Genomic DNA, 14,253 nt, shown 5'->3' on the forward strand with positions numbered 1-14,253 from the left:
AAACGTCCAGGGTAAGAATCCGAAGGCGACATCACGCTACGGAATAAACGGTTACTGACCTCAGCGATATCGGTATTGATAATCTACATTGTCCACCACACTATAAAGCGGTTGAATATCATCCAGTGCCAGTATGTATCCACTTCCTTTCACGCAGACAATTGAATTCTTCGGTAGCCCCAGCAGACTTAATTTATTATTTAGATTTTTGACGACTTTAGATAAACGCTGCGTGGAAGCACATAATTCATTTTTTTCCCAAACGTTGATGAGTAATTCATCCTTTGAGACATATTGAGAACGTGCATTGACCAAAAGGTAAACAAACAGATGGAGCATTGTCCGATTAAAAAACACTCCACAGAAAGAGATGACGCTATCCATTTTATTAACCGGCAGCCGGAAAATTCGAGCTTCGTTAATATCAAGGAATATTTCCCTGCCAATCATAAATCCATGTAACTGATATTCCATACTTTAGATACTCACGTTGAGCTAAACCAGAGATACCTGCTCATGTTCACCTCCTCCTTGATTATTGTGTAAGCCTCAAGTGTAAAAAAAAGCAATTTATTTTCAATAGTTAACCGACACAACTCTTTTCCCACACCTTTCTGATGGGGTATAGGTTTAATAGCTGAAAAACATATTTGTATAAATTAATGTAATTACTAAAGACAAACGATTAGCAGTATAAGCTAAATAGACAGGGCCGGTGTATGTGACAATTAAATATTATATATTTATCTCAAATTACAGTTAATAATCCTGCGACGGGTTCCCAACGACCGAACAGCGGCTTCACTCTCCCCGGCAAATCTGCCCGATGGCGCTGCGCTTATCGGGCCTACATGTGCGATTTCCCGTAGGCCGGATAAGGCGAACCTCATGCCCGATGGCGCTACGCTTATCGGGCCTACATATGCGGTTCTCCGTCGGCTGGATAAGGCCCGATGGCGCTATGCTTATCGGGCCTACATGTGCGATTTCCCGTAGGCCGGATAAGGCGAAGCCGCCATCCGGCAACGTGGTTATACGGCGCTTAAAACAGCCCCAGCGGTTTATCGGAATAGCTCACCAGCAGACATTTGGTTTGCTGATAATGCTCCAGCATCATTTTGTGGGTTTCGCGGCCAATCCCCGACTGCTTATAGCCGCCGAACGCAGCATGCGCCGGGTAAGCATGATAGCAGTTGGTCCATACGCGTCCCGCCTGAATACCGCGCCCCATTTTGTACGCCAGGTTGCCGTTACGACTCCAGACTCCGGCGCCAAGCCCATACTGGGTGTCGTTAGCCAGTTCCAGCGCTTCCTCCATCGTCCTGAAGGTCGTCACCGCCAGCACCGGGCCAAAAATCTCCTCCTGGAAGACGCGCATATTGTTCTTACCAAACAGGATGGTCGGTTCGAGGTAATAGCCCTCTTTCAGCTCTCCTTCCAGCTGCTTGCGCCGTCCGCCGGTTAACACATCCGCGCCTTCTTTCTTACCGATATCAATGTAGTTGAGGATGGTTTCCAGTTGACCCTGAGAGACCTGCGCGCCCATCTGCGTAACGCTGTCGAGCGGGTTACCGCTGCGAATGCTTTCGACGCGACGAATGGCCCGCTCCATAAAGCGCTCATAAATGGACTCCTGTACCAGCGCACGGCTCGGGCAGGTACAAACTTCACCCTGGTTAAAGGCAAACAGCGCAAAGCCCTCCAGCGCCTTGTCGAAAAACGCATCCTCTTCATCCATCACATCGGCAAAGAAGATATTGGGGGACTTACCGCCCAGCTCCAGCGTTACCGGGATAATGTTTTGTGTCGCGTACTGCATGATCTGTTGCCCGACTTCCGTCGAACCGGTAAACGCCACCTTCGCGATCCGCTTCGACGTCGCCAGATATTCGCCGATCTCTCCGCCCGCGCCGTTCACGACGTTGACCACGCCCGGCGGGAGCAGGTCGCCAACGATTTCCATCAGCAACAGAACCGAAAGCGGCGTCAGACGCGCAGGTTTGAGCACCACGCAGTTCCCCGCCGCCAGCGCCGGGGCCATTTTCCAGCTCGCCATCAGCAGCGGGAAGTTCCACGGGATGATCTGCCCCACCACGCCCAGCGGTTCATGGAAGTGATAGGCCACCGTTTCGCTGTCAACTTCGCTGATACCGCCCTCTTGTGCGCGGATACAGGACGCAAAATAGCGGAAATGGTCGATCGCCAGCGGCACGTCGGCGGCGCTGGTTTCACGGATGGGTTTGCCGTTATCCCAGGTTTCCGCCGTTGCCAGCAGTTCCAGGTTTTGCTCCATGCGATCGGCAATCTTAAACAGAATCGCGGCGCGATCCTGCACGGACGTATGCGCCCACTGTTCTTTCACGTTATGCGCGGCATCCAGCGCCAGATCGATATCTTTTTTGCCGGAAGAGGCGACTTCACACAGCAGTTGCCCGGTCACCGGCGTCAGATTCTGGTAATACTCGCCGTCTACCGGTGCGACCCAGTCTCCGCCGATAAAGTTGTCGTAGCGGGCTTTTAATTTCAGAGGAAAACCATACTCGCCGGGCTGAATACGCGTTGAAGGGGGATTATTGGTCATGACCGTCTCCTTACTGTAGGGGTACTACAAAGGTTAGACGGGACTGGCGAAATCTTCGCCAGCCTTTTACTGCTTTACGACTGCGGTCACGATATAGACAAGCGGATGTTTAAGCCGTTTCACCTTACCGCACAGTGTAGGCCCGATAAGCACAGCGCCATCGGGCATGACGCCGGAATGACACGATGCGTATCGTATATCCAGCAATCACTCAATTACATCGCCGCGTGGTAAATCGCCATGATCTCGTCGTGGGTCGCCTGAATAGGGTTGGTCAGGCCACAGGCGTCTTTCAGCGCATTGATCGCCAGCACCGAAATATCGTCTTCTTTCACATTCAGGTCGCGCAGACCCGCCGGAATGTTGACCTGCTGCGCCAGCTGACGGATAGCGTCAATGCACGCTTTCGCGCCGTCGGCTTCACGCATCCCGGTTACATTAACGCCCATCGCAGCCGCACAGTCACGCAGACGGCCTGCCGCGACCTGGCTGTTAAATACCTGAACGTGCGGCAACAGCACCGCATTACATACGCCGTGCGGCAGATTGTAGAAGCCGCCGAGCTGGTGCGCCATCGCGTGGACATAGCCCAGAGAAGCATTGTTAAACGCCATACCAGCCAGGAATTGCGCATAGGCCATCGCTTCGCGCGCCTGCGCGTTGCTACCCTCTTCCACGGCAATCGCCAGGTTTTCCGCAATCATAGAGATGGCTTTCAGCGCGCACGCATCAGTAATCGGCGTTGCGGCAATAGAAACATAGGCTTCAATGGCGTGGGTTAACGCATCCATGCCGGTCGCGGCGGTCAGCGATTTCGGCATCCCCATCATCAACGAAGAGTCATTCACAGAGAGCAGCGGCGTAACGTGTTTATCCACAATCGCCATCTTAATATGGCGCGCCTCATCCGTAATGATGCAGAAGCGGGTCATTTCTGATGCCGTTCCCGCCGTCGTGTTGATGGCAATCATCGGTAGCTGAGGTTTCGCGGAGCGATCCACGCCTTCATAGTCTCGGATGTCGCCGCCGTTCGCCGCCACCAGCGCGATGCCTTTCGCACAGTCGTGCGGAGAGCCGCCGCCCAGCGAAATTACGCTATCGCACCCGTGTTCTTTCAGGAGTTTCAGCCCGGCAGCCACGTTTTCGGTGGTCGGGTTCGGCTGCGTGCCATCATAAATAACGCTGAAAATATCGCGTTCCTGCAACGCTTTCTGAATATCTCCAGCCATGCCTAATGTTGTCAACATACTATCCGTGACAATTAATGTACGGCGAAAACCATATTCCGCCATAGTATTCATTGCTTCTTTTAATGCACCAGCGCCGATTACATTCACGGAAGGAATAAAAAATGTTGAAGCAGCCATTGTACCATCCTTAATTACTGAAATAAGGCTGGCAGCATACGGATGAACCTGTCGTGAAAATATGATCGCTGTTGTTATTTTCCCATTATAAAATATAAAAAAGCACATTAGGTTCATCGCCTGCTGTGCTTTATATAATTCAAGAAAATAATTGTATTAATTCATTTTCTATTTTAATAATTCGTATCATTCTTTTGCCGGAAATAATAACGCATCGCGTAATAAATGATCGTTTCCGCGACGGCGCGTGAATCCTGTCCGGTCAAAATACTCCAGAATTTGAATGGCGAGTTTTCGTCCAACATTCAACCGATCGCGAAAATCAGCGGCGCAGGTCGAGCCTCTCTCCTGATCCAGTTCGCGGATCAGGTTCGCAAAAGCGACAATCCGATCGTTACGGTAATAACGATCTTTCACGATCGCGGTAATCATGCCCTGCTGTGCCGCCTGTCGCAGCACCTGCCGCATAACCTGCTCGTCCACGCCCTTTTCTTTCGCCAGATCGCGCACCCACCAGGGGTCGTCGCCAAACAGCGGCTCAATGTTTTGCCAGACGGCCTGCTGCTCGTCGCTGAAACCGGCTTTGTGATCCGGTAAATGCAACCAGCCGTGGTGGCTGTGAATCACGCCGCTTTCACGCATACGGTCGATGAGCAGCAGCACCAGCGCTTCGTCTTCCATCGGGAGCGCCATGCGCCGCAAACGCTCGCGCCCCGGGCCGGGTTCATCGCGATGGTGTTCGTGGTACATCGCGAGCGTATCCAGAATCTTACGCTGCCAGCGCGCGGCAACAGGGGCGTTCAACAGGCTGTAACCCGCCTGAATAAAACCATGCTGTTCAATAAGCTGGCGCATACCGTCGCCGTTGAGCTGCCGCGCCCACACGAAATCAGGAATATTCACCGCGCCGCGTTCGAGATGCGTCGCCAGCGCGGCGCTGTCATCCCTGGCGTTTTCCAGCGCCGACAGCCATTGCAGATATTCCGGTTTACGTTTACCGCGACGCGGCGAGTTGAGCGTCACCACACGTGCGCCAGCAAGCGTGGTTCGGGCAGAAATATCGCGTAGTACCAGCCGGTCGTTATCGGCAAGCCATAGCGGCGTATCGAACACCAGCTCCGCCAGCGTACCCTCCAGCAGGGAAATACGTCCGGTGACATGGCTGGCGGCGTGGTGAATATGCAGCGGTTGCCATTGCACGAGCGGCGCAGCATGTTCTAACGAAACGATGACGCGTGAAAAGGCATCCGGCGGTACGTCAGAGAGAAGCCAGTCACCACGGTTAAGCTGCTCTTTTTCCGCATCGCCCGCGATATTCAGCGCAATACGCTGTCCGGCATGAGCGTGTTCAGTCGCCTGATTCTGCGCATGCAGGCTGCGCACACGCATTGGCTTATTCACACCGGTAAGCCACAGCGTGTCGCCGACGTTCACTTCGCCGCTGAGCGCCGTACCGGTCACCACCAGCCCTGCGCCTTTCACCGTAAACGCGCGATCGATCGCCAGGCGGAAGCTCTGATGGCCGGGATACGCGCGGCCCGTCAACTGCCGTAAATGCTCACGCAATGCTTCAATACCGCGCCCTTCATTCGCGGCGGTAACAAACAGCGTCGCGTCGGCAAACCCGTAATGGCCCAGCGTCGCCAGAATCTCTTCCCGCACCTCTTCGATTCGCGCTTCGTCCACGCGGTCGGCTTTGGTCAGCGCAACCGTAAGCTGCGGATTGCCCGTCAGTTGTAAAATTTGCAGATGCTCGCGGGTCTGCGCCATCACGCCGTCATCGCAGGCGACAACCAGCAGCGCATGATCGATACCGCCCACGCCCGCCAGCATGTTGGAGAGAAACTTTTCATGACCGGGAACGTCGATAAATCCCAGTACGCGGCCATCCGGCTGCGGCCAGTAGGCATACCCCAGATCGATAGTCATACCGCGTTTTTTTTCTTCCGGCAGACGATCGGCATTCACGCCGGTAATCGCCTGTAATAGCGTTGTTTTTCCGTGGTCAACGTGTCCGGCGGTTGCAATAATCATTTCAACATCATCTCCATAAACCGGGTCTCGTCTTCAAGGCAGCGGATATCCAGCCACAGGCGACCATCGTAAATTCGGCCAATGATCGGGACGGGCAGCGCGCGCCAGCGAGCCGCCAGCGCCTCAAGACGGCTTCCGCGCCCGTCATGCGGCGTAAAGGTCAGCGCCGCGCTGGGCAGCCGATCAACCGGCAGCGAACCGCTGCCGATCTGCGACAGGCAAGGCATCACGTTTACCGCGAACTCCGCGCTAAAGCGTGCGGCAAGCGCCGCCTGTAGCCGCTGCGCCTGCGCCTGAATCGCCGCTTCACTGCGGGTTAACAGCCGCAGCGTCGGCAGTTTCTCCGCCAGCGCTTCCGGGTGCAGATAAAGCCGCAGGGTTGCCTCCAGCGCCGCCAGCGTCATTTTGTCGGCACGCAGGGCTCGCTTCAGCGGGTGGCTTTGCAGTTGCGCAATCATCTCTTTCTTGCCGACAATGATCCCGGCCTGCGGCCCGCCCAGCAGCTTGTCGCCAGAGAAGCTGACCAGGCTGACGCCTGCGGCAATCAGCTGCTGCGGCATCGGTTCTTTCGGCAAGCCGTACTGACTGAGATCCACCAGCGAACCGCTGCCCAGATCCGCCACCACCGGGATATCCAGCTCCAGCCCAATAGCGGCCAGCTCTGCCTCATCCACCGCTTTGGTGAAGCCTTCAATACTGTAATTACTGGTATGCACTTTCATCAACAGGCCGGTGTTTTCATTCACCGCCTGACGATAATCTTTCGCGTGAGTCCGGTTGGTGGTGCCCACCTCATGCAGCGTACAACCCGCCTGACGCATCACATCAGGAATACGAAACGCGCCGCCAATCTCCACCAGTTCGCCACGCGATACCACCACCTCTTTACCGTTCGCCGTCGCCGCCAGCATCAGCAACACGGCCGCCGCGTTGTTGTTCACAATACAGGCGTCTTCCGCCCCGGTAATGCGACATAACAGATCCGCCAGCGCCCGATCGCGGTGCCCGCGCCCGGCGCCATCCAGATCATATTCCAGTGTGACCGGAGCGCGCATTGCCTGCGCCACCGCGTCAATCGCCTCTTCCGCCTGCTGCGCTCGCCCCAGATTGGTGTGCAGCACCGTTCCCGTCAGGTTAATCACCGGACGCAGCGCGCTTTGCGCCTCTTTCGCCAGCCGGATATTCACCTCTTGCGCCCAGTTCTCGCACCACGCGGGCAACGCCTGCGTATCGCGAATCGCTTCCCTTGCTTCATCCAACATCTGGCGAAGCAGATCCACCACCCTGGTGTGCCCGTGGGTGTCACGTAAAGAGAGAAAAGTGCTGTCACGCAGTAAGCGATCGATAGCAGGAAGCTGGCTGTAGAGTGAACGCGTTTCGGTTGTCATGAAAAAGGCCTGGCTGTTGGTGGCCCCCTCCGGTGCGGAGAGGGATATCGACATGAGGGGGATTGTACCGTGAGTTTGCTCAGGCGGACATAATACGCATCAAGCCTTTGGCGGTTCCGTGCGGGCAAAGCTTTCGCGTTGAAAGAGCGTTTCCACCAGTTTGACTAAGTGCGGTCTGTCCACACACCAGCCCGGCGCCACGCGGCGGAAATTGAGATAGCCCACAGCGCAGGCAATGGCGATGGTTGCCAGATTCACGGTATCGGTCTTAATCGTCCCGTCCACCAGATAGCCTTCCAGCGCGTCCAGGCTACGGTTGATTTTCTCGCGCTGGCGCAACAGTTCCGTTTCAGACTGCTGCGCCGCCGGGCGCGCCTGTTCACGCACGGAAACCAGACCGGCATCCATAATGCCGTCCGCCAGCGCTTCAATCTGCCGTACTTTCAGTGAGGCCAGCGGTTCACGCGGAATCATCACCGGAGCAATATCCAGTAACTCAATATATTCGGCGATTATCGGGGAATCGAACCAGCACTCTCCCTTATCCGTCACCAGCGCGGGGACTTTGCCAAGCGGGTTGTACTGCGCCACGCCGTTTTCCGCGTTGTAGGGAAGTTCATTCACAAATTCGAAAGTGATGCCCTTTTCCAGCAATAAAACCGAAATCTTTCGCACAAAAGGGCTGGTATAGCTGCCGATGAGTTTCATGCCGTGTCCTTTTTGCCAACAAAAAATAAAGTGGTATCAATAAATCCTGCCTTAGTTTTGCCGGATGGCGGCGCAAGCGCCTTATCCGGTCTACACATTGCAGACATTGTTCCTGTCGGTCTGATAAGCATAGCGCCATCAGGCATTTTTACTAAAAAGCAGGTGACGACCCGCTTAATGATCCAAATAAAGATAGTGCATCCAGCTGGTCATGCGCAGTAGCACCTTACGCATCACGGAGACATGGGCGAAGTGATCGGAGTAAACCGCAACCTGGGCGTAAATGCCGTCAGGCAGGGCATCCACATCGCTATTCGGCTCCAGCTCAATCAACGCAAGCACGCCGTCCATCCCCGGCGTTACGCTTAAGGACTGTAATGTTCCCTGCGCCTGGTAAGAACCGCCGGGCACAACCGGTAAAATACTCAACAATTTGCCCTGGAATACCTGGCCGGGCAGCGCATTGAACACCACTTCTGCCTCATCTCCCGCCTCAAGACGTAATAATGAGTTCTGCCGGAACTGGGCGACAATTTGCCGTTTTTGTTCGGGAATAAAAACCATTACCGGGCGCAGCGGCAGCGCGGCGGCATAGCTACCGGGCCGGATGAGCACCTGGGTTACATAGCCATTGCTCGGCGCGCGAATAACCGTCTGTTCAAGATTGTATTTCGCCTCGGCCAGCTGCGCCCGCAGGCTGACGATTTGCGACTGCTCGCCATCGACCATGCTGTCCAGTTGGCTCTGGATCTGCGTTTGTTCAGCAACAGAACCTTTTACCATCGCATCCTGCGCTAAATAGTTTTGCCGCGCGTTATCGATATCGCTTTCAGAGAACGGATTCACCCTCGCCTGACTGCCTTTCAGATAGCGCTGATAATCCTTATAGAGGCGGTCGCGTTCTGCGGACACCCGCGTGGTATTGGCCTGAGCCTCCGCTAATTGCGCCTTCAGGGTATGTATATTATGCGTGGCCGTGACCAGGTCGGCCTGTAACCTGTCGACCCGCGCCTGATACCGCACGGGATCGATTTTGAATAAAACATCGCCTTTTTTAATCAGCTGATTATTTTTATCCGTTACCTCACTCACAATACCGGTTACCTGCGGCGTAATGGGAATAGAAATAACCGCTTTCTGCGCCGTAAAAGTATAGGGATGGTTATAGTTCATTAATAATATAAGTCCGCTAACTAAAAATACCCCGCCTAATGCCGCCGTGGAAAGTGTCCATTGATTCACCGGAATCCTGAATATTTTAAATACTGCCCAGGCTAAGGCTACGTAGGTCAAAACAATCAACAGATCCATGATTAGCTCTCCGACGGGGGAATATCAGGGGACTGTACCTCAGCCAGCTTTCGCTCCAGCGCTTCCACACGTTTCGACAAGGCGATAAGTTCCGGGTCAGGCTCCGGTTCTGGCTCCAGCTCAGGTTCCTTTTCCTGCGGTAAAACATGCGCTTGCATGCCCCAGCCCCGTTCGGGCTGATAAAGCGTGGCCCAAATCCACAGAAACGGCCAAATAACATGAAGCGTAAACAGGCTGACCCAACCAGCAGTATGAATAGCATCAGCATGGGGGTGGTTTCGTTTTTTAGCGATCAGATAAGGGATGTCATGAATCATGATGATTCCATAAAAAATCACCAGAAAAACAAAGATCAATACTCCTAACGCGAAATAATTTAGAAACATACCTGCTCCGGCTTCACGCTAATAAGAGTGTTAAATGACAGGCGGCGTATTACGATTCCACCGATATTTTGAACATAATTCGAGTCCGCCATTTTCGCCATCAAACCAAAAGATAATTTTGCACGGCGAGAGGTTGCTCAATTACACATCAGAATGAAGCATGAGGCGGAATCTGCTTAAGATCACACCACACAGGTTTCGGATGAAAATATCTTGTGATTTAGATCACAAAAATTCAACAAACCCTCAAATCAAAAATGTGAAACAGTTCACATTTAAACGCTATTTCCACTGGTGATTCCGGGTTTGTTGTTTTTCTACACAGCGGTTTTGTGATCAATATCACATCAATAACTACCATCTACCCTATATTCATGTGATCTAAATCACACAACAAGCCAGCAACTGGACAGTTGAACGATTCAGTGCCAGATTTCGCACTATCTACAGGGTCCGGCTACCTCTGCCGCTACATTAACAAACCTCGGGCTTCGAGCCTGCGCGACAGCAAACATAAGAAGGGGTGTTTTTATGTCATCCGATATTAAGATCAAAGTGCAAAGCTTTGGTCGTTTCCTCAGCAATATGGTGATGCCAAATATCGGCGCGTTTATCGCGTGGGGTATTATCACCGCATTATTTATTCCAACAGGGTGGTTGCCTAACGAAACGCTGGCAAAGCTCGTTGGTCCGATGATCACCTACCTCCTGCCGCTGCTGATCGGTTATACCGGTGGTAAGCTGGTAGGCGGCGAGCGCGGCGGCGTGGTCGGTGCTATCACCACGATGGGCGTTATCGTCGGTGCGGACATGCCGATGTTCCTCGGCTCAATGATCGCAGGCCCGCTGGGCGGCTACTGCATCAAGAAATTCGATAGCTGGGTAGACGGTAAGATCAAATCCGGTTTCGAAATGCTGGTGAATAACTTCTCTGCTGGCATCATCGGGATGATCCTCGCGATTCTGGCGTTCCTCGGCATTGGCCCGGCGGTTGAAGTCCTGTCCAAACTGCTGGCAGCCGGCGTTAACTTCATGGTTGTCCATGATATGCTGCCGCTGGCGTCTATCTTCGTTGAACCGGCGAAAATCCTGTTCCTCAACAACGCGATCAACCACGGTATCTTCTCGCCGCTGGGTATTCAGCAGTCCCATGAGCTGGGTAAATCCATCTTCTTCCTGATCGAAGCTAACCCAGGCCCGGGTATGGGCATCCTGATGGCGTACATGTTCTTCGGTCGCGGCAGCGCAAAACAGTCTGCTGGCGGTGCGGCAATCATCCACTTCCTGGGCGGTATCCACGAAATTTACTTCCCGTACGTGCTGATGAACCCGCGTCTGATCCTGGCCGTTATCCTCGGTGGTATGACTGGCGTGTTTACGCTGACCATCCTGAACGGCGGTCTGGTTTCTCCGGCGTCTCCGGGTTCTATCCTGGCGGTACTGGCGATGACGCCAAAAGGCGCCTACTTCGCTAACATCACGGCGATTATCGCTGCTATGGCGGTCTCCTTCATCATTGCCTCCATTCTGCTGAAAACCAGCAAAGTGAAAGAAGATGATGATATCGACGCGGCAACCCGTCGCGTGCAGGACATGAAAGCAGAATCTAAAGGCGCATCCGCGCTGTCCGCTGGCGATGTGACCAACGACCTGAGCCATGTACGTAAAATCATCGTTGCCTGTGATGCCGGTATGGGTTCCAGCGCAATGGGTGCGGGCGTACTGCGCAAAAAAGTTCAGGATGCGGGTCTGAGCCAGATTTCCGTCACCAACAGCGCGATCAACAACCTGCCGCCGGATGTCGACCTGGTCATCACTCACCGTGACCTGACCGAGCGCGCCATGCGCCAGGTTCCGCAAGCGCAGCACATTTCGCTGACCAACTTCCTGGATAGCGGACTGTACACCAGCCTGACCGAACGTCTGGTTGCCGCGCAGCGCCACAACACCAACGAAGAGAAAGTACGCGATCATCTGAAAGACAGCTTTGATGAAGGGGATAACAACCTGTTCAAGCTGGGCGCAGAAAACATCTTCCTGGGTCGTAAAGCCGCCACTAAAGAAGAAGCCATTCGCTTTGCGGGCGAGCAACTGGTGAAAGGCGGTTATGTTGAGCCAGAATACATCGACGCCATGCTGGAACGTGAAAAACTGACCCCGACTTATCTGGGTGAGTCTATCGCCGTACCGCACGGCACCGTGGAAGCCAAAGACCGTGTGCTGAAAACCGGTGTGGTGTTCTGCCAGTACCCGGAAGGCGTTCGCTTCGGTGAAGAAGAAGACGATATCGCCCGCCTGGTCATTGGTATCGCGGCGCGTAACAACGAGCACATCCAGGTCATCACCAGCCTGACTAACGCGCTGGATGATGAGTCCGTGATCGAGCGTCTGGCGCATACCACCAGCGTGGATGAAGTGCTGGAACTGCTGGCCGGTCGTAAGTAAGTCCGTTGCCCGGTGGCGCTCGCGCTTACCGGGCCTACGATGTGCAGTTCCCGTAGGCCGGCATCATGCCCGGCGACGCTGTGCTTACCGGGCATGCGATGTGCAGTTCCCGTAGGCCGGATAAGGCGTTTACGCCGCCATCCGGCATCATGTCCGGTGGCGCTGCTACCGGCCTGCGGTGTACGGTTTCCTCTCCCGCAAGGGAGAGGGTTTGGGTGAGGGGGGAAGCCATGCGGTCCCTCACCCCAGCCCTCTCGGGTAAAAACATTAATGAAGGTTAACACTATGAAAGCATTACATTTTGGCGCAGGTAATATCGGTCGTGGATTTATCGGCAAACTGCTGGCTGACGCGGGGATACAACTGACGTTCGCGGATGTAAACCAGGTCGTGCTCGACGCCCTGAATGCCCGTCATAGCTATCAGGTTCATGTGGTGGGTGAAAATGAGCAGGTTGATACGGTTTCCGGCGTTAATGCCGTGAGCAGCATCAGCGATGACGTGGTTGAGCTGATTGCGCAGGTCGATTTGGTCACCACCGCCGTTGGGCCGGTGGTACTGGAACGCATTGCTCCGGCCATCGCCAAAGGCCTGGTTAAACGTAAAACGCAGGGAATTGAAGCGCCGCTTAACATCATTGCCTGCGAAAACATGGTGCGCGGCACCACGCAATTGAAAGGTCATGTGATGAACGCCCTGGCGGATGAAGACAAAGCCTGGGTTGAACAGCATGTCGGTTTTGTCGATTCCGCCGTCGACCGTATCGTGCCGCCTTCCGCCTCCGCCACGAACGACCCGCTGGAAGTCACCGTGGAAACCTTCAGCGAGTGGATTGTCGATAAAACGCAGTTCAAAGGCGCGCTGCCAGATATTCCAGGTATGGAATTAACCGATAACCTGATGGCATTTGTCGAACGTAAACTCTTCACGCTGAACACCGGGCATGCTATAACCGCGTACCTCGGAAAATTAACCGGTCATCAGACCATCCGTGACGCGATTCTCGATGAGAAAATCCGCGCTGTGGTAAAAGGGGCGATGGAAGAGAGCGGCGCGGTGCTGATCAAACGCTACGGTTTTGATGCCGACAAACATGCGGCATACATTCAGAAAATCCTCGGTCGTTTTGAAAACCCGTATCTGAAAGATGACGTTGAGCGCGTTGGCCGCCAGCCGCTGCGTAAACTGAGTGCGGGCGACCGTCTGATCAAACCGCTGCTGGGCACGCTGGAATACGGCCTGCCGCACGTTAACCTGGTCAACGGTATCGCTGCCGCGATGCACTTTACCAGCGAAGACGATCCGCAGGCCCAGGAACTGGCTGCGCTGATCGCAGAGAAAGGGCCGCAGGAAGCGCTGGCGCAAATTTCCGGGCTGGATGTAAACAGCGAAGTGGTAGCGGAGGCGGTTAACGCATACAACGCGACCAAATGAGGCAAAATACGGCGCAGGTCATCCTGCGCCCGAATGACAGATTGTCAGATATGCAGGCAATAATGGAACAAACCCAGGCCTTTGAAAACCGCGTGCTTGAGCGTCTGAATGCTGGCAAAACCGTACGAAGTTTCCTCATCACCGCCGTAGAGTTACTCACCGAGGCGGTGAATATTCTGGTACTTCAGGTGTTTCGCAAAGACGATTATGCGGTGAAATACGCAGTGGAACCGTTGCTCGACGGCGATGGACCGCTGGGCGATCTCTCGGTGCGTCTGAAACTGATCTACGGTCTGGGGGTACTCAGTCGCCCTGAATACGAAGATGCGGAACTGCTGATGGCGCTGCGTGAAGAACTGAATCACGACGGTAATGAATATGCGTTCACCGACGACGAAATTCTCGGGCCGTTTGGCGAACTGCACTGCGTGACGGCGTTACCGCCGCCGCCGCATTTTGAGACCTCTGACCCGGGTTTATACGCCATGCAAATTCAGCGCTACCAGCAAGCGGTGCGCTCAACGATGGTGCTTTCCCTGACCGAGCTGATTTCTAAAATCAGCTTAAAAAAAGCCTTTCAAAAATAGACCGTTAACCAC

Annotated in this window: 11 protein-coding genes; 3 read left to right on the top strand and 8 right to left on the bottom strand. The window is 54.2% G+C overall.

Features of this window, described 5'->3' with window-relative positions:
- Window positions 1–60 precede the first annotated feature (60 nt).
- From OGX81_RS13845 to OGX81_RS13880, 8 genes are all read right to left on the bottom strand, one after another.
- A complete protein-coding gene (locus OGX81_RS13845; RefSeq protein ID WP_012135723.1) occupies window positions 61–474 on the bottom strand; it encodes a winged helix-turn-helix domain-containing protein in 414 nt (137 codons plus the stop codon).
- A gap of 568 nt (window positions 475–1,042) precedes the next feature.
- On the bottom strand, window positions 1,043–2,581 hold the full coding sequence (gene aldB / locus OGX81_RS13850) for an aldehyde dehydrogenase AldB (protein WP_047460312.1): 1,539 nt from the start codon (window positions 2,579–2,581) through the stop codon (window positions 1,043–1,045).
- 215 nt (window positions 2,582–2,796) lie between these two features.
- Complete coding sequence (gene yiaY / locus OGX81_RS13855) at window positions 2,797–3,948, bottom strand: L-threonine dehydrogenase (RefSeq protein ID WP_104868033.1); 1,152 nt, start codon at window positions 3,946–3,948, stop codon at window positions 2,797–2,799.
- A gap of 186 nt (window positions 3,949–4,134) precedes the next feature.
- The gene (selB, locus tag OGX81_RS13860; RefSeq protein WP_104868032.1) at window positions 4,135–5,982 is read right to left on the bottom strand and encodes a selenocysteine-specific translation elongation factor; all 1,848 of its coding nucleotides are present in this window, start codon (window positions 5,980–5,982) and stop codon (window positions 4,135–4,137) included.
- Window positions 5,979–7,370 (bottom strand): L-seryl-tRNA(Sec) selenium transferase, encoded by a 1,392-nt coding sequence (gene selA, locus OGX81_RS13865; protein WP_058668277.1) that lies wholly within the window; start codon window positions 7,368–7,370, stop codon window positions 5,979–5,981. Before selA ends, selB begins: the two co-directional genes overlap by 4 nt.
- Window positions 7,371–7,469: 99 nt before the next feature.
- Window positions 7,470–8,078: a glutathione S-transferase gene (locus tag OGX81_RS13870; protein WP_047460300.1), complete on the bottom strand. Its 609-nt coding sequence runs from the start codon at window positions 8,076–8,078 to the stop codon at window positions 7,470–7,472.
- Window positions 8,079–8,252: 174 nt separating this feature from the next.
- Entirely contained in the window at window positions 8,253–9,389 is a 1,137-nt protein-coding gene (locus OGX81_RS13875; RefSeq protein ID WP_012135732.1) for an HlyD family secretion protein, read from the bottom strand.
- Window positions 9,390–9,391: 2 nt separating this feature from the next.
- A complete protein-coding gene (locus OGX81_RS13880; protein WP_104868031.1) occupies window positions 9,392–9,775 on the bottom strand; it encodes a DUF3302 domain-containing protein in 384 nt (127 codons plus the stop codon).
- Window positions 9,776–10,306: 531 nt separating this feature from the next.
- Here OGX81_RS13880 and mtlA point away from each other — a divergent pair.
- From mtlA to mtlR, 3 genes are all read left to right on the top strand, one after another.
- Complete coding sequence (gene mtlA / locus OGX81_RS13885; RefSeq protein WP_012135735.1) at window positions 10,307–12,220, top strand: PTS mannitol transporter subunit IICBA; 1,914 nt, start codon at window positions 10,307–10,309, stop codon at window positions 12,218–12,220.
- Window positions 12,221–12,505: 285 nt separating this feature from the next.
- Window positions 12,506–13,654, top strand: a complete 1,149-nt coding sequence (mtlD, locus tag OGX81_RS13890; protein WP_104868029.1) for a mannitol-1-phosphate 5-dehydrogenase — start codon at window positions 12,506–12,508, stop codon at window positions 13,652–13,654.
- Window positions 13,651–14,241 (top strand): mannitol operon repressor MtlR, encoded by a 591-nt coding sequence (gene mtlR / locus OGX81_RS13895; protein ID WP_012135737.1) that lies wholly within the window; start codon window positions 13,651–13,653, stop codon window positions 14,239–14,241. The genes mtlD and mtlR overlap by 4 nt, the downstream gene beginning before the upstream one ends.
- Window positions 14,242–14,253: the final 12 nt, after the last annotated feature.

Origin of the sequence: Citrobacter sp. CK206 (genome assembly GCF_030333125.1) — a bacterium.
Lineage (GTDB): Bacteria > Pseudomonadota > Gammaproteobacteria > Enterobacterales > Enterobacteriaceae > Citrobacter_B > Citrobacter_B koseri.

Bases quoted from the DNA above. Each gene is read 5' to 3' on its own strand.
- OGX81_RS13845 (WP_012135723.1), bottom strand. From the start codon at position 474: ATGGAATATCAGTTACATGGATTTATGATTGGCAGGGAAATATTCCTT.
- aldB (WP_047460312.1), bottom strand. From the start codon at position 2,581: ATGACCAATAATCCCCCTTCAACGCGTATTCAGCCCGGCGAGTATGGT.
- yiaY (WP_104868033.1), bottom strand. From the start codon at position 3,948: ATGGCTGCTTCAACATTTTTTATTCCTTCCGTGAATGTAATCGGCGCT.
- selB (WP_104868032.1), bottom strand. From the start codon at position 5,982: ATGATTATTGCAACCGCCGGACACGTTGACCACGGAAAAACAACGCTA.
- selA (WP_058668277.1), bottom strand. From the start codon at position 7,370: ATGACAACCGAAACGCGTTCACTCTACAGCCAGCTTCCTGCTATCGAT.
- OGX81_RS13870 (WP_047460300.1), bottom strand. From the start codon at position 8,078: ATGAAACTCATCGGCAGCTATACCAGCCCTTTTGTGCGAAAGATTTCG.
- OGX81_RS13875 (WP_012135732.1), bottom strand. From the start codon at position 9,389: ATGGATCTGTTGATTGTTTTGACCTACGTAGCCTTAGCCTGGGCAGTA.
- OGX81_RS13880 (WP_104868031.1), bottom strand. From the start codon at position 9,775: ATGTTTCTAAATTATTTCGCGTTAGGAGTATTGATCTTTGTTTTTCTG.
- mtlA (WP_012135735.1), top strand. From the start codon at position 10,307: ATGTCATCCGATATTAAGATCAAAGTGCAAAGCTTTGGTCGTTTCCTC.
- mtlD (WP_104868029.1), top strand. From the start codon at position 12,506: ATGAAAGCATTACATTTTGGCGCAGGTAATATCGGTCGTGGATTTATC.
- mtlR (WP_012135737.1), top strand. From the start codon at position 13,651: ATGAGGCAAAATACGGCGCAGGTCATCCTGCGCCCGAATGACAGATTG.